We start from the raw sequence: 17,550 nt of genomic DNA on the forward strand, positions 1-17,550 counted from the left end.
GCGAGCTCACATGAGTGCGCTGCTGCCACAAGCAAGTGTGAACGGGGGACCTCGTCGTGCTTCTGAGCGACCTGGCAAAACGCACCCTAGCGGCCGTCTCTGCTCGTACAGTGGATAGCGATGGTCTATGGGGCGGGGGCGTGATGGATCCAGTGGTTCTTGCCGCCACCTCGGCATCGATCGTGGAAGCTCTTTCAACCGATGCGTGGCAGCAGGTCCGCGATCGGATGGTCGAGCTGTTTCGCAGGGCCCGCCCTCAAGAAGCTGATGATGTGTCAGTCGAGTTCGAGGAAGCTCGAGATCTCATCCTCTCTGCGCGCGGTGATGCTCAGTCCCAGATTGAGTATGAGTTGACGGTCACGTTCCAGCGTCGCTTACAGGACCTCGCCCGTGAAGCCTCTTCCATTGATCAAAACGTACTGCACCTCCTGAATGATCTGCTGGCTTCGTCGCAAAGCACCGCGCTGCCTCACGCGCTATCCGTCGCGGCGGCTCGGAACGCCCCTGGGAACATCAGTGGCCGGCAGATCCACATGCCCATGGTGCTGAGGCCGCAGGCGCCGGTCGCTGAGGATCCATCGGGTGCGTCAGCTGCGTATCTGCCGACGCACACGGTGTTCGACCGGTTGGGACCGGCGCGGATGCTGCCTCGCGACGTTCCGGTGTTCATCGGGCGCGATGAAGAAGTGCGCCAGTTGCTCGAGGCGGCAGCCACAGATGATGAGCCATCAGTGTGCCTTGTCCACGGGATGCCTGGAGTGGGCAAGACGGCCTTGGCCGTTCATGTCGCTCACCGTTTATCAGAGTCGTTCCCCGATGGGCAGCTGTTCATCAATCTGCGTGCCCATGATCCGGCAGATGAACCAGCTTCTCCGTATCAGATCCTTGGGTCGTTGCTAACCGCAGCCGGCTTTCCGGTCCGCGTTCAGCCGAAGAGCGTTCACGGTCGCGCCGGACTGTGGCGAAGCTGGCTCTCCTCCAAACGCATGATGATCATCTTGGATGATGCTGCGGACTTGAGCCAGGTTGAACCTCTACTGCCGGGATATCCCGGATGCCCGACGGTGGTGACGAGCCGCGTTCGGCTGGAATCGGCCGAGGTGACTAAGTCCATCGCGGTGACCGAGCTCGCTCCTGAGTCGTCAGCAGAGCTCTTCGACCGCCTATTGCGCCACCGCGGATCATTCAGCGACGACGACAGCGCCTCCAAGGTGGCCCGCCTGTGCGGGAACCTCCCGCTCGCTGTGGTGGTTGCTGCGAGCAGCCTGCTTGCCCATCCGACCTGGCAGGTTCGCCATCTCATCCGAGAGCTTTCAGACTCTTCTCAGCGGCTGGTCCGCCTGGCCGGCGGCCACGCATCCATCTCTGAAGCACTCAACCGCTCTGTGCGGAGTCTGGATGATCCCGAGCGGCGATTTTTGAGGCGTCTTGTCTTGCATCCGGGGCCGGCGCTGGAGAAGCATGCGGCGGCCGTGCTGGCTGACACCACTGTCGAGGATGCCGATCGGCGCCTTGATTCCCTGTACCGGCACAGCCTGCTGAGCGAAGTCTCCCCCGGGCGCTTCAGCATGCACGTGCTGGTCTCGTCGTACTGCCACGCTGCCCCGCTCGAGGAGTTCGCCGACACGGACGGGCCTGACGGCGCGGGACGCGAGGAGGAGGTGCGGGGTCGGCTCTTCAACTACTACTGGCGTACAGCGACGGCGGCCTACCTGTTGGAGACGCAGCAGCAGTCCGCCGATGCGGTAGTTGCCTCACTGCCGGAGCACGCTCCTGTTCTTCGGAACGCTTCTCAGGCAGCGCAATGGCTCGCACAGGAATTGGACAACCTGGCTGCATGCACGCAGTACAGTGCGGACCATCCCGAGGCGGTAGTCGACCTGACCGCCGTGGTGATCTCCCACCTCTTGCAGCGCGGTGATGAGGGCGTCCAGGCAGCGCACGTGCTCGTGGAGACCGGCGAGCGCAGGGCAGTCAGCCGCGGGGATGTACGTGCGGAAGCCGTGTTCGCGCATCTGTCCGGCCTGCTAAGCATCGCTGAGAATGACCTGGACGACGCAGAGGAAGCTCTCCAACGAGCCGCGCGGATGAGTCTTGACGCCGAGTGGGTCCTTGGCGCAGCGCGGGCATTCTACGGCCTGTACCTGGCGTTGCGTCTGCGTCGCCGCTTCAACAACGCTCGCGGTGCCCTTGATGAGGCTGCCGAGTTGTTCGCCAGAGCAGGCGATCAGCCCGGCTTGAACAAGGCCATAGCAGAAGGCGCGGCGCGTCCGCCGTCTCTGCCGGAGCAGTTAAAGGCAGGCTGGGAGCCCTCCAGTTCTGCCACTGTTGCGGCACCCGGAAATGTCCTTGCCCAGCTCGAAGAGCTCATCATGCATATGCAGGCGCAGCACGGACAGCAAAATCCTGCTACGCCAGGCGTAGGATCGGGCAGCGGCCTACCAGCGCCTGATCCGCAGTCGTCCGGGCCGGAGACACAGCACGACGGTGGCGGACGCGGCTCGGGTGGTGGGTCGCACACGCCTCCGGGGCCCGGCTGCTCAGACGACGATGACTGGCCGGACAGTGAGGACGAGTCAGAGAGCGAAGACCTTGCTCCAGGTGTTTTGGCGGCACATGAACTGGACGCTGTGGATGATCAGCACATCAACTTCTGGTTCACAGATGGCGCAGCCGATGACGCACCCTTGCGCGTAGGGGAGAGCCGGACTGGCTGTTTCCAGGTCGGCCCCGACCATCCGGACAATCTGGCGGAGGGCGAACGCATCATCCCCCATGAAGAGATCCCGGACGCTAGGCTGGATACGCGGTGGATCGTGTCGTCATCGACCTGTGAGCTGACCCTTCCCGAAAGCGCATATCCGCACGCCAGAGAAGGGATCACGATCGGAGGGGACGAGCCACAGTGGAACATTGAGTTCTCGCTGCTGATCCCGCCGCACGGCACATCTGACGAACGCTTCGTGGTCATCACTCCGAAAAAGACTGGCACGGCTCGCATCGACGCAGTGGTCATGGTGGACGGTGATCCTTACCGGGAGCTGACTATCGAGTTCCCCGTGGATGAGTCCGCTCCCGGGCCCCAGGACGGCCCCGACGATGGCCTCAGCGGGCAGGCCGGGAGTGATCCGGTCCCCGCTGACCAGCCGGTGGATCTACCTGGTCAGCGCCCGCAGGCTCCCGACGCTTTGCCAAGCGACGCGCCTCCTTTGGCAGGCTCGGCAGCCCGCTCGTTATGCGCTCCCCGGGTTCGGCCACGCCATCGAGGCTCGGTGCAAATCCGCGCGCGGCAGCGCGTCCCTGCCCGGGAAACAGCGCTACGGCCTCCACATGCGTGGCAGCGCCCGACTCATACGCTGTCGCTGTACGTCAATCCGCCCAGCGTCTGGTGTCCACCCCCGTGCGGACTGGACTGTGCCGAGCCAACGAGCCCTGCTGGACCATGAACAGGCCTGGGCCATGGACGCGTGCAGCGAACAAATGCGATCCCTTGCCCGCGCCGGCCGGCAGCTCTTTCAAGCGATGTTCCCGGAGGACACCCCACTCAACTCCTTGGTCAAGGAGCTGGCACCGGGTGACCGGCTGACCATTCACTGGAAGGACTGTAGCCCGCACCACGTGCCGTGGCCGTTGCTGTTTCGCGGCAGCATGCCGCGGCCGGGCCAGCCGGTACAGGCTCAGGACTTCCTCGGCTTGCGGCTGCGGATCTCCCATGTGGTGCAGCCACACGACACCACCCGTTCCCTGAAGGACGACGCCATGCGCGCGCACCTGATGTACTGGGGTGGCCAGCCAGACGACGAAACCCTGCAGACAGCCCAAGAACATGCCGCGGAACTGGCCTGCTGGCACCCCCACGGTGTTGCCGGCAGGGGACCAAGGACGCAAGGAGCAGCTGTCGGCGTTCTTATGGGATCCGGCTCCCGTATCGCTGATCTATGTCTTCTGTCAGGCTTCCACAGGAGCGGGAAACACACCCAGTCTGCGATTCGGCAGCACCAATGAGGCCTGCGACGTCTTGCAGCTGACTGACATGGGCGACGAGCCCCTGGCCGACCAGCCACTCGTCTTCGTCAACGCCTGCGAGACATCAGCCGCCGAGCACACCTACAGCAACGAACTGCAGAACATGTTCCTGGAACGCGGCAGCCGCGCGTACATCGGCAGCGAATGCAAGGTGCCCACCAGTTTCGCTGCACGTTTCGCCAGCGTCTTCTTCCACTTCCTCTACACCCGCGGCCACAGCGACGCCCCCACGGCGGCCGGCGAGGCGCTGGCCCAGACCCGGAAGTTCTTCTGGGACGAGTACCGAAGCATCGGCGGGCTGTTCTACAGCTACGTCAACGACGACCAGATCTTCTTCGCGAAACCCGACGAAGTGGCGGCAATGCACCGCCCCGATCTCCGCACGTCCCAGACATGAGCGAGGCAACCGTGACATCACCGTCCCACCCACAGGACTACGCAGGTCGCTTCCTCACTGCGGACACACTCACCCGAATGGCCCTCGTGCGTGACCCGGCCGCCGCTGACGCCCTGCGCAGCCTCCTCGGCACCGCCGCATACGATGAACTCGCCGCACTCGCCGGCCCGCCTGCCCAACACCACCTTGCTGACACTTCACCCACCAACCTGGTCTTCGTACCCGGCGTCATGGGCAGCACTCTCGTCAGCGCCGGCCTCGGCGGCATCTGGTGGCTGGACATCAGGTCCCGCAACCGAATCAACAACCTGGCCCTGGCCACCGACGGGAAAAACGACGCCCATCCCTCCTACAAAGTCCGTCCCGTGGCCGTGGACGCCTCCTACGAAGGCTTCCTCTTCGCCGCCCAAAAACACAGCGACTTCCAGCATGTCGCCGTCCCCTACGACTGGCGCAAGCCATTCCACGTCAGCGCAGACAACCTCTACGAAGCTGTGACCGCCGCCCATCACGACAAAACCCCAGTCCACATCGTCGCCCACAGCATGGGTGGCCTCGTCGTACGCACCGCGCTGATGCGCCACCCCGAACTGTGGAACCACATCGCCAAGATCGTTTTCCTCGGCACACCCCACTACGGCGCTCCGGCCATCGGTGGATACCTCAAAAACCACCTCTGGGGCCATGACTTCCTCACCCTGCTCGGAAAGTACCTCTCCCGCGACACCTTCCGCTCTCTGTCAGGCGTGCTGAATCTGCTGCCCGCCCCCGCGGGGGTCTACCCGGAAACAACCGACAGCAAGGACGGCACCGAGGACGCCGCCGACTACGATCACCCCTGCGCCAACTTCGACCTCTACAACGCCGCCGCCTGGCACCTCAAGCTCAGCCAAGCCCAGGAACTTCACCTGCAGTCCCTCCTCGACGCAGCCGCCCAACACCACCGAGACTTGCAGGCATGGCACGGCGCCTTGGACCAGCGCCAGCGCGACCGCATGGCCGTAATCGCCGGCACCGGCTTCAAGACGCTTTTCCGACTCGCCTACAACAAGCGCATGGGCTTCCTGTGGCAGCACATGGACCGCATCACCACCCGCATCCCCCACCACCCGGACCGGGACGGTGACGGACGAGTGCCACTCGCCTCGGCCAAACTCCCATGGGTCGGTGAAACTCGATACATCAACGGCGAGCACGGTAGCCTCCCGAACCTGGTCCCCGTCCAACAGGACGTCTGGAACTTCCTGGCGGACAAACCACTTCGACTTGCCACTAGCCCGGAAGCAGCGATGGGCGAGCACCTCGCCTCTGACTCGCCACGAATCTCGGCGCTCGCACTCCCTCCGCTCCCAGCGCAGCGATCACCCGATGACCCCGGATATCTCAGCATCACCGGACCGACAGCAACCACGCTCGATGTCCTTGATCAACAGCTCGAGGCAGGAAGCCTCCCGGACTTCTTGCGGACACGGCTTCTATGAGACGTGCACTCGCGCGTGCTGCTTTGACGCTTCCGGAAACGCGCCTTGCCACAGAGAACCTGGGCGCGGCGACGTTCTCTAGTGCCACGGTTGACTGCCGAAGCCCTGCGCGAGCCGCACTTGACGGCCCCGCCCCACAGTGAGGGACGTGGTCATGCCCCATGGGCTGATGAAGCCAGGACCGGTGTGGGCACCGAGCAGGTCGCCCAACTACTGTGGGCGTCCCGGCACACCATGGACCGGTAGGTGGCCGGCCAGCTCAAGCGGCACCACCGTCAGCTGCGCGTGCGCCATACACCGCGAAGTCAAAAAACGGTGGTAGCCGCAGATCAGGGCCACGGCAAAGCAGAAGGCTGCGACCACCGACGCCCTGGTCGTCTCCACCCGAGCCCGCTTCGGATCCACCGCCGCCCCCGGCACCACCGACGACGCTCGGATCCGTGCAATCACCCAAGCCCAGCCGCCCGAGTTCGTGGACCGACTGTTCACCGCCCGGGAGTAAGGCACCACCGAACAGCAGCTCCAGCGGATTGCCGAGGCCTCACTCGGACGCATGGTCTACCAAGTGGCTTCCCTGGAAATTCGCCGATGTCGTCGACGCGCCAGCGGAGCGGTCGATCACCCAGGGTCTGGACACGATTTGAACGACATCTGCATGCGACGCGGAAGCGGCCGGTCTCAAGAGAGCCCGGCGCCGCTTCATGTTGGGCTCAGTCTTCCCGTATGAGTTCCTGCAGCATCTGGTGGGTGGCGGAGTCGGTGGCATGGATGCGAGTGGTGTGGGTTCCGCGGGTGAGGAGGACGCGATAGATGTTGAGAGCGTAGGGGAGGTACTGCTCGGGCGTGAGATGGCGGAGGTCTTTGTCGCGGCTTTGTTCCGGATGGGCGTGCCAGCGGTTGTTTCTCCAGGTGAGATCGGGGCCGATGATGACGCCGGCGTGATGGTATTCGAGGCCTTGGGCGGTATAAATGCAGCCAACCTGCTGGTGGCCGCCGGTATGGCTGGCCCAGAGCTGGCTGTGGGGGGCCAGGGGGGTGCCGTGGGGGTCGGTGAGGGCGCTGGCTGCGTTCCAGGCGGCGCGCCAGGTTCGGGCCGGGGCAGTGTCCGTGGTGCCGACGTCGATCTGGATGTCGAGGGGGAGGGCGGTCGCGCCGCGGGGGCGGGTGCGGGTCCAGGGCCAGCAGAATCCGGCCGTGGTACGGGCGGTGTGACCCGCGGCGGTGGCCTGCTCGATCCATTCCTGGAGCTGGAAGGGGTCGTCGGCGAGGCCGAGCTCGTAGCCGGCGTGTCCGGTCCACGGTACGGGAGTGCCGTAGAGAAGGGCGTCGACCCAGCCGGTGTAGGCGGCCGAGCCGCTGCACCGGAAGGACCCGGTCAGTTCCAGGTGGTGGTGGACACGCCCCAGTCGGTGGGCGGCGGCGCGGATCTCCTCAACAGTGGTGCCTTCATCAGGGCGGATGATCTGCCGCTCGTCGAGGAAGATCACGGCCAGCGGTACGTGTTCCAGCACGGCAGCCAGATCGGCCGGCAGACCCTGGCCACCACCTCGTTTGATGCGCTGTGCTTCGTCGATGACGAGCGCACCTGCCTGGCGCGCGGTGCTGCGCAGGGAGCCGGCCGGGGGGAACAGTTCGCGGGCGGCGCTGTGGCCGCGGGCGGCGTCCAGGAGGTGGGCGCGCAGAGTGCCGGAAGGGGTGAGGAAGCGGGGGCGGGCCGCGGGGTGGGCGCGCATGAGGTGGCCCAGCAACCGCACAGCGAGCGCGGTCTTGCCGCTGCCCGGACCACCGCTGACGGTGACGACCGCTCCGCTCATCGCCTCGCCCTGGCCGTCCGGTGCCTGATCTGCGCCAGCGGCCGCCACGGCGGGCAGGTGGCGGGTGGCGGCGGCGCGGATCCGTATGAACGCGTCCTGCTGGTCACCGACCAGCGCGAACGCGAAGCTGCCCTCGAGGACGGAGCCGACCTGGTCAAGCAGCCGGGTGGACGGTGTCCACTGGATGCCCTCGAAAGCGGCGATGTCCCTGTTGGACGGCGCGAGGACGTCCGCGCACCGCAGCAGACCCAACAGCGTCTCGGCGGGCAGCGACAGCTCCTCGCCGCTGAGCACCGGGATGTCGGCGACCGCCGGAACCCCCGGCCGCAGCACCCGGGCCTCCGCAATGGTGGCGTTGTGCAACACCACCACGGCACGCACATTGAGCCGAGGCGCTGTTGCCGGCCGCCAGTGCTGGAAGAAGCTCCGGTAGGACGCCACCTGGAACACCGGATGGACCGTGACCTGCCCGTCGCCGAGCATCACCCGCTCCCGATCGAGGATGCGGCAACGATGCCATTGCTTGAGCTCAACCACGACCAGGACCAGCTCCCCACCGGACCTGCTGCCGACCAGCAGCGCGTCCAGGCGCCGGCTGCCCCCCGGAGTTCCGTACTCCAGATAAACCTGTACATCCTGCAGCCCCGCTCGCACCAGCGCCTTTAGCAACGGCGGCCATGACCGCCGCCATGCGCGCACTTCCGCCTCGCCGGGTTCCCCGAACCCCGCTGCCCGGTATCGCTCGACGCACCGGCCGATGAACGAGCCGTCCTCCAGCTCACCGGCGATCTCCCGCACCCGCCCCGCGGCAGCACACGCCACCCCAGACCTAGCGTCTACGGACGCTGCCCGGCCGGTGTTGTGCGGCACCGCCTCGACGCCGCCGCAGAACACCGCGCCAGCAGGCCTCAGCTCTGCCACCTCCCGCTCCGCCCTCACTCCGACAGCCCCCACCACGTCCTGCAGCCAGCTCTTCCGACCTCTCAACCCTCCGCCCCGTCAGGGAAGTTCCCGATCAGCGTCGTTGGTCTCCGCAGCCCTGGGCACCGGATCCACACCGAACGACGAAACTCTATAGAGCGCTGCATAGACAGCCTATTACGCTGCCCTGCATGATGGTGAATTCACAATTCGTGATGGTGCATGTAGGTCAAAGCACTGAGGCCCAGCGCAACTTGGTGCACGGCATCGAAACCCGATCATGGGGTTTCCCTGAGTCCAAACCGGAGTACGCAGGCGCTCAGCCCAAGTTCGCCGTGCTGGCAACAGGCGCGTCTCCGCGGGTCCAACTCGACCAGTGGCTGGCAGGCACAGCGACCCTCTACCTGTTCGAGGTCCGGAAGGGCTTCTACACCGGCCACGCGCCGCACTGGCCCGATGAAGAGGCAGAGGCGCGCGTCAAGTATCCGCTGCGCTTCGGTATCGAGCCCCTCGCGGTCCTCCAAAACGTGCCGCTGGGTCCTGCCGGACCATTGACGGAGGCGGGCAGTGACGCAATCCGTCGTTCCGGAACCGACCGCGGCATGGGCAAGCTCGTCGACATGCCGGTTCTGCCGCTGCTGGACCTCGCAGGCATCCCCGTCGACACCACGGCGCCGGAGAAGGTCCCACTGGACAAGTCACCCGGCTTCACCGGCGACCAGGTCGCGGGCAAGAAGAAACCACAGCGCCGGCGCCGCGGCGCTGGCTACATCTCCGACCCCAAGAAGCGCAAAGCGATCGAGCTACACGCCGAAAATCTGGCCATCGCCCACTACGAGAGCCAGGGGTGGACGGTCGAGCGTCTGGGCAAGCCGTACGACCTGCGCTGCACACGCGGAACCGAGGAGCGGCACGTGGAGGTCAAGGGCACCACCGGAGCCCCCACCAGCGTGGAACTGACCATCAATGAGGTGCTCCATGCCCGCGACAAGGACAACACAGTGGATCTGTACGTCGTCAGTGACATTGCGCTCGACATGCAAACGGAGCCCTATACCGCCAGTGGTGGGGAGGTCAGCCACTACCGGGACTGGGAGCCCGCCGAGGAGGACCTCAGGCCCCGCAGGTACGAGTACCGCCTGCCGTTGAGTAGTGGATCGACGCAGTGATAGGCGATCGGTAGATCGCTGGTGTATTGGGCGTCGGCCGAGGCCGCCGCGTCGTGCCGCTGTCAGTGCGGCGATGTCAGGCGGGGGACGTCAGTGGGGGAGAGGTCGGTGCGGGCGCGGTGCCATCGGGCAGGGCGCCGCCACCGGCCGGAGGCGTCGCGGGCGACGTCGACGCCGACTTCCACCACAAGCTCTGGCTTCACGAGGGTGACGTTCAGCTGCTCCCGACTGCCCCAGCCGGCGGAGAACGACCAGCCCGTCCACGGATGCTCGCTCTTTCCTGCAGCGAGCAGGGCCGGCGACCGCCGCGCCTGCAGCGCGGGCAAGGGTGGTCGTGCGGCCGACGTACTGCAAGCCGCCTTCGTCGTCGTACCTGCCGAGCAGCAGCGTCCGCGCAGCGGCCAGCGAGCCGGTGACCGCGCCGACGATCGCCTCCCTGGTCTCGCAGATCTTGTACTTCTCCCAGCCCCGCACCGACGGCTTGTAGACGTCGGTGAGCTTCTTGAAGACCAACGCCCTCCATCCCGATCGACGCCCAGGACAACCACTCGCGTACGGTGGCCGGGTCGGTGGTCGACGGGCACAGCGTCCACGGCGCGAAGAGCCGACGGCCGGCGAACAGGGACTCCAGCGCGGCCCGGCGCCGCTGGTACGGGCCACCCCGCGTGGGAGACGCGAACAACCACTCTGGCGAGCGACGCCGCACCATCCATCAGACGACCTGTGACCGAAGCCGCGAGCCGCGATCGCTGGCCGCAGACACCCGCGGTGGCGTCGACCAGACCCGACCACGGCTGGTCAGCACAGATGCTGCGTGGAGACAGACCCGTGCCGTCGTCTGCGGTGGCCGCGCCTCGTGCCTGCCGAAGCCCGGGCACGGTCCAGGGGACGCGCTGTCGGGATCGTGGACGGGGCGCCACACGGACGCGGCGCGCCGAGACACAGGCCCGCAAGCGCAGCGGCGTCTTCAGGCGCTGCCGGTAGCCGCCCGGGCGCATCCCCACGTCTCCGCAGAGCCGACCGGAGCGGCCACACCGCCGAGTAGACCGACCACGAGGCCAACCACGCTGCCTCCAACCCCGACCATGACCCCGACCACGGCTGGTCAGCGAGGCTTGGTCGCCGATCGCAGCGCTATGGGCTGGGCTCTTGGCGCAGGTCCAGGAAGCAGCGCAGTCGTACACCGGGCTCGCCGGGCTCCCGGGTCGTTCGGTCCGCCGGTGCGACCGCGCACCGCGCGGCGAGCAGCTCCTGGACCGCGAGCGCGGTTTCGTCATCGGCGGCCGCGACCTCCACCACGGCCAAGCCCGGCTCTGCCACGTGCGCGTCAGTGATCTGCCTCATGCCTGGCACTACGCATCGGTGGCAGCAGAAGTTCTCCGATCATGGCGTCTTCACTCGACCGAGTACGGAGGCGAACTGCGGCTCGACGTGGACGCTGTCCAGGACCTGGCTGCGCGTGATCGGCGACCAGTTCCAGGCCGTGAGCGTTGCGCCAGGTGTTGCGCTGGATGTTGCGCGAAGTGTTGCGGTAGATGTTGCGCAAGCCGTCACAGCGTCCTGGAATCCGTCCAGGTCAGCATGGGCGTACGGCGTGGTCGGGTCGCTGACATCCCCGTTGCGGCCCCCTCCGCCCATGCTCTGGCTGGAATTGAAAGGAGAGGGAGGGGCGGGATGGGCGGCGCGGCCGCTGCCGGGATGGGGGCGTGCTCGCCAGTGTTGCGCGTCGGCGCCGCCGCCGCGCCGGGCCGCCGACCCTGCGGCGGCCATCAGGAGCCATCCTGCTTCTGGTCTCCTGCGGCGATGCGCCTGGGGGCGGGCCATGTGCAGCACCCATCCCGAAGGCCGGGGCTCTCCGAGGACCTCGCCGACCGCCGACTGCGGCGTCTTCTCCGGAAGGTCGGTGACGACCTGGTCGTAGTCGACGCCGTCGACTTGCCGCACGTGCTGCGGAGCGCGCGCTCATACCTCCCTGCTAGGCAGCGGCCTCCACGCGCCAGGCGACAGGGCAGTGGAACCTGGGCCAGGATGGGAGCGGAGATCGTGGAGGGGGAGAGCGTGCGGCTGGTCATCGATACGCAGAGCGACACCTACGAGCAGGCGATCGCCGCGGTGCAGGCCGCATACGGGTTCAACGCCGGCGCCCTGGTGAGCGACTGGCCGGAGGCCCCCGCCCTGGAGCCCCGGCCGGGTCCGGAGGACCTCAGCGGCGAAGATCTCGGAGAGGGCTGGACGGAACGGCTACTGTTCGACACGATCGCTGCCGTGATGCCCGGCGCCCGCGCCGTCCTGCGCCGCCTGGTCGACCTGGGCGGCACTGCCTCCTACGACGACATCCAGGAGTATTTCGCCGACCACCCCGAGACGCCGATCCCTCGGGGGAGGATCGGCGGGACGCTCACCAGCGTCCGCGCGGTACGCCGCCGGATCGGCCCGGACAACAACACCCGGCTGCTCGAACTCGACGACCGGGTCCGCGTCTACCGGATCGAGCCTTTCCTTGTGGAGGGCATGAGGCGGGCCTTCGCGCTCGCCGACGCCCGCCCGGACCTCCTGCGCCAGGGACCAGCCTGTCCGTGACCGGCGGGTCCGCTTCTGTCCCGGTGTCCGGCGGCGACAGGCTGCACAACATGGCTGTGCAGCCCGCCGCGCTCACGCACCAGACGGCCGGTCACCTCACCAGCGGCACGACGATCGCCAGCACGGCGATGCACAGCGTCATGACGCTGAGGGCCACGATGCTCCCCCAGCCGATCGCCCTGTCCACCGGCGCCTTGACCAAGCGGGCGACGCCGAACCCGATGAGGCCGGCGAGAGCGGAGAAGAGGACGCACATGCCCAGCACGAGCATCAGGACCACGAGCAACTGCACGGTCACGCGGCACCCCGCTGCTTGCCGTGGCGGGTGCCGACCTTCGTGTGGAGCTGCTCGGGGATCCAGATACGCCGCTCGCGGGCCGCGTTGTACAGGACGCCACGGAAGCGGGTCTTGCGCATACGGACCGCCGCGTGGGTGATGTTCAGCGCGTCCGCGATCTCGGTGTCCACGTAGCCTTCGACGGTCATGCGGATGACGGCCTGGGTGACCGGGGGCTGTTCGTTCAGGATGTCCTCGAAGTTGGTGCTGAGGACAGCGGCCTCGGGCTCGGAGAGGTAGCCGGCCTCCAGGAGCGGGCCGAAGAGCTTCGGGTTGGCGTGCGCGGCCTCCTCCGAACCGTCGTACAGCGCGTGCTGCTTGGCCCACTCCTGGCGGTTCTTCGCCCACCTCGTGTACACCCGGCGGAACTCCCAGATGCACTGGCCCACGAAGTACGTGGTCAGGCAGCTGGCCCCTCGCCCCTGCTTGTAGTCGGGGTTCCATCCGCCCTTGATCAGTGCCTTACGCCGGAACGACGTCCGCGCCCGCAGCACCACGTCGACGAGGATCTCGTCACGGGCCCTGGGATCGGAGCGCAGCAGTGCGTAGTCGTCGGGGTGGATCCAGAACGGGAGACCCCGCTCCGCGCACCACTTCAGCGCGATCCGGGCGAGCCGGCCCTCGCGGAGCATGCCGCGCAGGATCGGCCAGGCCTCCCCGCACAGCTCGTCCTCGAACACCTTGTAGGCCGGCCCCTCGAAGCCGCCCGCGGCCAGCTTGCTGATCCGGGCGGCATCCCTCCGGATCCGGGCCGACCGGTCGGCGGACAGGCCGTCGTCGACGGCCTCCACGACCTCACGTACCGCATGCATAGAAACTCCTCCGTCTTGGACCACTTTCGACCCCTGGCCATTTCCTTACAGCGCGCGCAGGTCATCAGCAGTTGCCTGGTTGTACGGAGTCATGTGCAGAGCAGAAGTGTGAATGTCACACACCGCTCCAAAGTTTTTCCGTCGGCGGCTTTTTGACCGCTGCAGATTGCTGAGCGCACCGAACTGACCTGGGTAAATGCACCGTCCTGCAAACCGGACTTTGCTGCACGGATCGAGCTGCAGCTCGCAGGAGGGGCTGGTCGGGGGAGCCGAAGCTGAAGCCCGCCGTCCCTGACGACCTGTGTGCCGCCACGGGAATCTGTCCACAGGAAGATCGTTTTAGCGTCCTTGCCGAGCGCGCGGGGTGCCCGCTTCCGGGGGCACCGTCGCGCCTCACATACCCCAGTGCGAAGGGCGTTGGACGGCATGGCGCAGACGAAGTTCGACAGGCAGGTGGAAGAGACCGCCGAGGCCCTTATGTTCGGCATTGGCCGGTTCCTGGGCGGACGGGAACATGGAGGCATCAAGCGGACCGACGCCACGTTCTGCCGATGCTGGTCGCGTACTCAGTAGATGGTGACGGACACCCCGCACAGGCCGCGTGCGTGCGCCGCGGCATGCCGCCACATCCGCAGCGGACCGTCCAGGACGCTCTCCTCTTCGTCGCCGTAGCCCAGCCAGTCCTGGTCTTTGGCCCTGGCACGTTCTTCCGCCGTGAAGCCCAGTGCCTGCTCGACAGCAGGAAGCGTCTGGCGCACCTCGGCGGAGGTGAGGAGGAAGTTGCCGCACCAGCCCGGCAGGAGTGCGGCCCGGGCGGGGCCGATGGCGTGGAAGAAGGACCTCAGCGCGTACTCCTTGCTCTTGACCGAAACGAAGATGTCCTCAGTGTCGGTGACCAGGTCCCACACGTGGGTGAGCAGTGAGAAGTCGTCGGGCGACAGGCCGTCGTACATCTCCTGCACATGCTGCCCGGAAGCGGTCAGCTCCAGGAAGGAGTCCAGTGCGTCCGCCTCCCTTCGGCAGAACTGACCGAAGGGCTTCCCCCAGGTCCGGAAGTCCGGCAGAGGTTCTTGGCGCCAGCGTTCCCAGCGTTCTCGTGCGAGCGGCTCGGCCCGCTCCGCAGCGATCAGTGGGAGCAGCCGAGGAGCCAAAGCGGTGATGAAGTCATCGTCGTGGGCGCTGATGGACCAGGCCGAGGTGAAACCCATGCCAGGACGGTACGAGGCACCACTGACAGCCGGGCCCGAGCCGGGCGGGGCCGGCGGACCTGCAGAGGGAATCGGCTTACGGCGCGACGGTGTTCGCTACGGCCGGCTTGCCGTTACAGGCTGACCGGGGCGAGGAGGTGGGGGTCGTTGTTGCGGACGTTGTTGACGGCCGTGGAGACCGGGCGTGCGTCGAGGTGCCCGTCGGCGGGCTGGTCCTCTGGACCACCCAGATCCTCGACACCCTCCAGGGCCTGCTGAACTGCTGGACCGGCACCTGCACCACCCGCCACCAACCCCTGCCAAGCAGGACCTCAAGATCGAGCAGACCAAACGGAGTCCTGCTAGCTCCGGATGGCGCGGGCGAGCCAGGGGGTCAGAGTCACACGCTGGATCGGCTCTTTGTAGGTCTCGTCCCCGGGCAACGGGACGGTCAGCCATGCGCCGGGCGGGAAGACCCGCCCCGTCACGTAGGCCAGGCCGCTGTAGACGGACCGCAGGAAGGCCGGGGCCGAGTCTCGGGGAACATCGTGGAACACTACGTCCTCGACACTGATCTTGGCGTCGTCCTCCGGGAAGATCTGTACGGTGACGGCCGGGGAGCCTCCCAACTCGATGAAGGCCTCGTGCGGCAGCGAGCCGTCCGGGTCGAGAACGGTGAACGCCCCGGCCGAAGTGCGGCGCGACGTCTGGTCCGCACCGATGTCGTCGGTCACGGTGATGGCGAGGCCGTACTCCCGCGCAATCTCACGTATCGCGGTGACGGCGGCTTCGGTGGTGGGCAAATGTGGATGCGTCATGATCCCACTGTCGCAGCAGGCTGCTAGCTAGTAGCCCAATCCAGGAATCCGACCGACGACCGGACGAGTGACGGCATTTAGAGGTCGCGCAGATAGGCGTGGGCCGGGGGGAGTTGGCAGACGGGGTAGGCAGAGGTTCCATGATCATGGAGTTGTGACGCTCTGCGCTCATGGGAGACCTGTGCCTGCGCTGCCATCATGGCTGACTGAACCGCTGTGGGACCAATTCGCCGTCCTGCTGCCGCAGCGGCCCGAATTCGATCCGACCCACCCGCTGAGCTGCCACCGACGCCGGATCAGCGATCGGATCGTTTTCGACAAGCTGTTGCAAGTCCTTCCCTTCGGCTGCTCCTACGAGCCGATGGCCGGCAGGAAGTCCGCGCCGAGCCGGCCGAGGGGCACGAACTGGGCGAAGCCGAAGCAGAAGACCACGGCGAAGAAGGCGGCTGCCAAAAAGACGGTTCGGGATGGCTTCGCCCCCCTGCCACGGCCGGGGGGCGAAGCCGGGGTGGTCAGCGGTGCCAGCGGCGTGGCAGGAGTGAGCGCCAGGTGAGGCGTCGGGGGCGGTCGCGGTCGGTGGGGGCCTGTTGGGACGGGCCGGGGGTGATGGGCGGGCGCGGCGGTACGGGACCTGCTGACGGTGCCGGCGCTGCCGACGTCGGCGTCGGCGTCTTGAGCGCATCGGTCGGTTCGCCGGCTGCGGTGGCCAGCCCGCTTGCGTGGGTCTCGGTGCTGTTGTGGGCCGGGAGAGGGAGCTGGACGGGGGTGGTGTGGGTGTTGTGCTGGGCATGTTCGCGGGCGCGGCGGCGGCGGTGGCGTTCGCGGCCGTGTTCGGCGCGTTCGAGGGCGGACATGGTGGCGTGGGCGGCGGCGGGGCGGAAGTCGGGTTGTTTGCCGAGGGCGAGCAGTGGCTGGGCGACCAGGCCCCACCAGGTGGCGCCGTCAGCGGGGCGGGGGTGGGAGATGGTCCAGTCGCGTTGCCAGGAGGCCATCTGGCCGCTCCAGTCCTCGCCGGGCTGGGGGGTGTAGGTGCGTGGGTGGCCGCCGTAGGGCAGGAGGACGGTGTCGTCGGCGAGCCAGCACACGGTGGCGCCGGCGGCGGCGAGCTGCCGCTGGGCGGGGGTGGGGCGCACTTTGGTGTGCGTGATCGTCTTGCCGTAGGGCTGGACGTTGACGGTGCCGGCCACGTCGCAGTGCAGTGGATCGTCGCGGTCGAACACCCACCAGTGCACTGCTGTGGGCCCGTGCTGGGTGCGGGTGTCGGCCAGGCGACGGGTGACCGCGGCCGCGGTGAGCAGGCGCCGCGGTCGCTCGAAGACGGCGACGTGCTCGCCGCGGCGCACGATCAGGGCGGGTGGTATCTGCCAGCGCTGCCCGGCGAGTTCGGGGTCGATGCGAAGGCTCAGGCTCGCCGGGGGCAGCACGCGCAGCAGCGTCTCGCGCAGGGCGAGCATGGTGGTGAGGTCGGCCTGGACGTCGGCCTGGTGCTGCGCGGGAGCGGGGCAGTGATCGGCGCCGGAGGAGACGGTGTCGTGGCGGAAGCGAGGTGTGAATCGGGAGGCGGGGCTGGAGGGCCACTGCAGGATCAGCCGGTGCCCGCAGGCCAGGCACCGGTAGCGGCCGCCGGCGCGGCCGTGGGGGAGCCGGGCGCAGGCGTCGGCGTCGCGGCGCAGGTCGATGATCCGCCCGCGGTCGAGGGTGTCAAGGGCGAGCTGGCCCATGCGCGGCAGCTTGCTGCGCGTGCCGCGCCGGGCGGTGGTGGGCAGGGCGAGTGGGCGGGGAGGGGCAGTGGGCGTGACGGCGGGGCGGGGCGAGCGGGCGGGGGTGGTGCTGGCGGCGGGGCGGGTCATGCGGGGCAACTCCAGGGCCGAAGGGAAGGGACGGGGCGTTGAGACCAGCGTTGCCCGGATGGAGTTGTCCGCCTGTTGTCCGATGGTGTTCACGCAGGTCGGGGCCGGACATGGCCGGACTGACCCGGACAGGCTGCGCTGGCCGGACAACCTGTGCT

General features: G+C 67.5%; 15 protein-coding genes and 1 pseudogene. 8 read left to right on the forward strand and 8 right to left on the reverse strand.

The features are described from left to right. Positions 1-56: 56 nt before the first annotated feature. From ACGFZN_RS38075 to ACGFZN_RS38090, 4 genes are all read left to right on the forward strand, one after another. On the forward strand, positions 57-3,446 hold the full coding sequence (locus ACGFZN_RS38075; protein WP_393863062.1) for an ATP-binding protein: 3,390 nt from the start codon (positions 57-59) through the stop codon (positions 3,444-3,446). 13 nt (positions 3,447-3,459) lie between these two features. Continuing rightward, the gene (locus ACGFZN_RS38080; protein WP_393863098.1) at positions 3,460-4,005 is read left to right on the forward strand and encodes a hypothetical protein; all 546 of its coding nucleotides are present in this window, start codon (positions 3,460-3,462) and stop codon (positions 4,003-4,005) included. Then, a complete protein-coding gene (locus ACGFZN_RS38085; protein WP_393863097.1) occupies positions 3,896-4,423 on the forward strand; it encodes a CHAT domain-containing protein in 528 nt (175 codons plus the stop codon). Before ACGFZN_RS38080 ends, ACGFZN_RS38085 begins: the two co-directional genes overlap by 110 nt. Before the next feature lie 77 nt (positions 4,424-4,500). After that, positions 4,501-5,904, forward strand: a complete 1,404-nt coding sequence (locus ACGFZN_RS38090) for an alpha/beta fold hydrolase (RefSeq protein WP_393863063.1) — start codon at positions 4,501-4,503, stop codon at positions 5,902-5,904. A gap of 710 nt (positions 5,905-6,614) precedes the next feature. On the opposite strand, the gene ACGFZN_RS38095 is transcribed toward ACGFZN_RS38090, so the two are convergent. Continuing rightward, positions 6,615-8,639, reverse strand: a complete 2,025-nt coding sequence (locus ACGFZN_RS38095) for a DNA/RNA helicase domain-containing protein (protein ID WP_393863064.1) — start codon at positions 8,637-8,639, stop codon at positions 6,615-6,617. Positions 8,640-8,830: 191 nt separating this feature from the next. On the opposite strand from ACGFZN_RS38095, the gene ACGFZN_RS38100 reads away from it, so the two are divergent. Beyond that, a complete protein-coding gene (locus ACGFZN_RS38100; RefSeq protein ID WP_393863065.1) occupies positions 8,831-9,808 on the forward strand; it encodes a DUF3883 domain-containing protein in 978 nt (325 codons plus the stop codon). Between the two features lie 334 nt (positions 9,809-10,142). Further along, positions 10,143-10,295, forward strand: coding sequence for a hypothetical protein (locus ACGFZN_RS38105; RefSeq protein ID WP_393863066.1), 153 nt, complete (start codon positions 10,143-10,145; stop codon positions 10,293-10,295). Positions 10,296-10,942: 647 nt separating this feature from the next. Here the strand turns inward: ACGFZN_RS38105 and ACGFZN_RS38110 are convergent. Next, entirely contained in the window at positions 10,943-11,152 is a 210-nt protein-coding gene (locus tag ACGFZN_RS38110; protein ID WP_393863067.1) for a DUF6207 family protein, read from the reverse strand. A 684-nt stretch (positions 11,153-11,836) separates the two neighbouring features. Here ACGFZN_RS38110 and ACGFZN_RS38115 point away from each other — a divergent pair. Further along, entirely contained in the window at positions 11,837-12,388 is a 552-nt protein-coding gene (locus tag ACGFZN_RS38115) for a hypothetical protein (RefSeq protein ID WP_393863068.1), read from the forward strand. A gap of 91 nt (positions 12,389-12,479) precedes the next feature. On the opposite strand, the gene ACGFZN_RS38120 is transcribed toward ACGFZN_RS38115, so the two are convergent. The 5 genes from ACGFZN_RS38120 to ACGFZN_RS38140 form a co-directional block, all read right to left on the reverse strand. Then, on the reverse strand, positions 12,480-12,686 hold the full coding sequence (locus tag ACGFZN_RS38120) for a hypothetical protein (protein WP_393863069.1): 207 nt from the start codon (positions 12,684-12,686) through the stop codon (positions 12,480-12,482). Continuing rightward, entirely contained in the window at positions 12,683-13,537 is an 855-nt protein-coding gene (locus ACGFZN_RS38125; RefSeq protein WP_393863070.1) for a hypothetical protein, read from the reverse strand. Before ACGFZN_RS38125 ends, ACGFZN_RS38120 begins: the two co-directional genes overlap by 4 nt. A gap of 566 nt (positions 13,538-14,103) precedes the next feature. Beyond that, on the reverse strand, positions 14,104-14,745 hold the full coding sequence (locus ACGFZN_RS38130) for a hypothetical protein (protein WP_393863071.1): 642 nt from the start codon (positions 14,743-14,745) through the stop codon (positions 14,104-14,106). Positions 14,746-14,858: 113 nt separating this feature from the next. Then, positions 14,859-15,035 carry a hypothetical protein gene (locus tag ACGFZN_RS38135; RefSeq protein WP_393863072.1) on the reverse strand — a complete coding sequence of 59 codons (177 nt, stop codon included), beginning with the start codon at positions 15,033-15,035 and terminating at the stop codon, positions 14,859-14,861. A gap of 51 nt (positions 15,036-15,086) precedes the next feature. Next, positions 15,087-15,542: a hypothetical protein gene (locus ACGFZN_RS38140; protein ID WP_393863073.1), complete on the reverse strand. Its 456-nt coding sequence runs from the start codon at positions 15,540-15,542 to the stop codon at positions 15,087-15,089. Positions 15,543-15,723: 181 nt separating this feature from the next. Between ACGFZN_RS38140 and ACGFZN_RS38145 the strand changes: the two are divergent. Next, positions 15,724-15,957 (forward strand): annotated as a pseudogene (locus ACGFZN_RS38145) (IS5/IS1182 family transposase); the annotation flags it as partial. A 97-nt stretch (positions 15,958-16,054) separates the two neighbouring features. Here ACGFZN_RS38145 and ACGFZN_RS38150 read toward each other — a convergent pair. After that, positions 16,055-17,392, reverse strand: a complete 1,338-nt coding sequence (locus ACGFZN_RS38150; RefSeq protein WP_393863074.1) for a hypothetical protein — start codon at positions 17,390-17,392, stop codon at positions 16,055-16,057. Positions 17,393-17,550: the final 158 nt, after the last annotated feature.

The organism is Streptomyces sp. NPDC048192, assembly GCF_043202415.1.
Lineage (GTDB): Bacteria > Actinomycetota > Actinomycetes > Streptomycetales > Streptomycetaceae > Streptomyces.

Coding starts and splice junctions, on each gene's coding strand:
- ACGFZN_RS38080 (WP_393863098.1), top strand. CDS start 3,460: ATGGACGCGTGCAGCGAACAAATGCGATCCCTTGCCCGCGCCGGCCGG.
- ACGFZN_RS38090 (WP_393863063.1), top strand. CDS start 4,501: ATGGCCCTCGTGCGTGACCCGGCCGCCGCTGACGCCCTGCGCAGCCTC.
- ACGFZN_RS38100 (WP_393863065.1), top strand. CDS start 8,831: ATGATGGTGAATTCACAATTCGTGATGGTGCATGTAGGTCAAAGCACT.
- ACGFZN_RS38110 (WP_393863067.1), bottom strand. CDS start 11,152: ATGAGGCAGATCACTGACGCGCACGTGGCAGAGCCGGGCTTGGCCGTG.
- ACGFZN_RS38115 (WP_393863068.1), top strand. CDS start 11,837: ATGGGAGCGGAGATCGTGGAGGGGGAGAGCGTGCGGCTGGTCATCGAT.
- ACGFZN_RS38125 (WP_393863070.1), bottom strand. CDS start 13,537: ATGCATGCGGTACGTGAGGTCGTGGAGGCCGTCGACGACGGCCTGTCC.
- ACGFZN_RS38130 (WP_393863071.1), bottom strand. CDS start 14,745: ATGGGTTTCACCTCGGCCTGGTCCATCAGCGCCCACGACGATGACTTC.
- ACGFZN_RS38140 (WP_393863073.1), bottom strand. CDS start 15,542: ATGACGCATCCACATTTGCCCACCACCGAAGCCGCCGTCACCGCGATA.
- ACGFZN_RS38150 (WP_393863074.1), bottom strand. CDS start 17,392: ATGACCCGCCCCGCCGCCAGCACCACCCCCGCCCGCTCGCCCCGCCCC.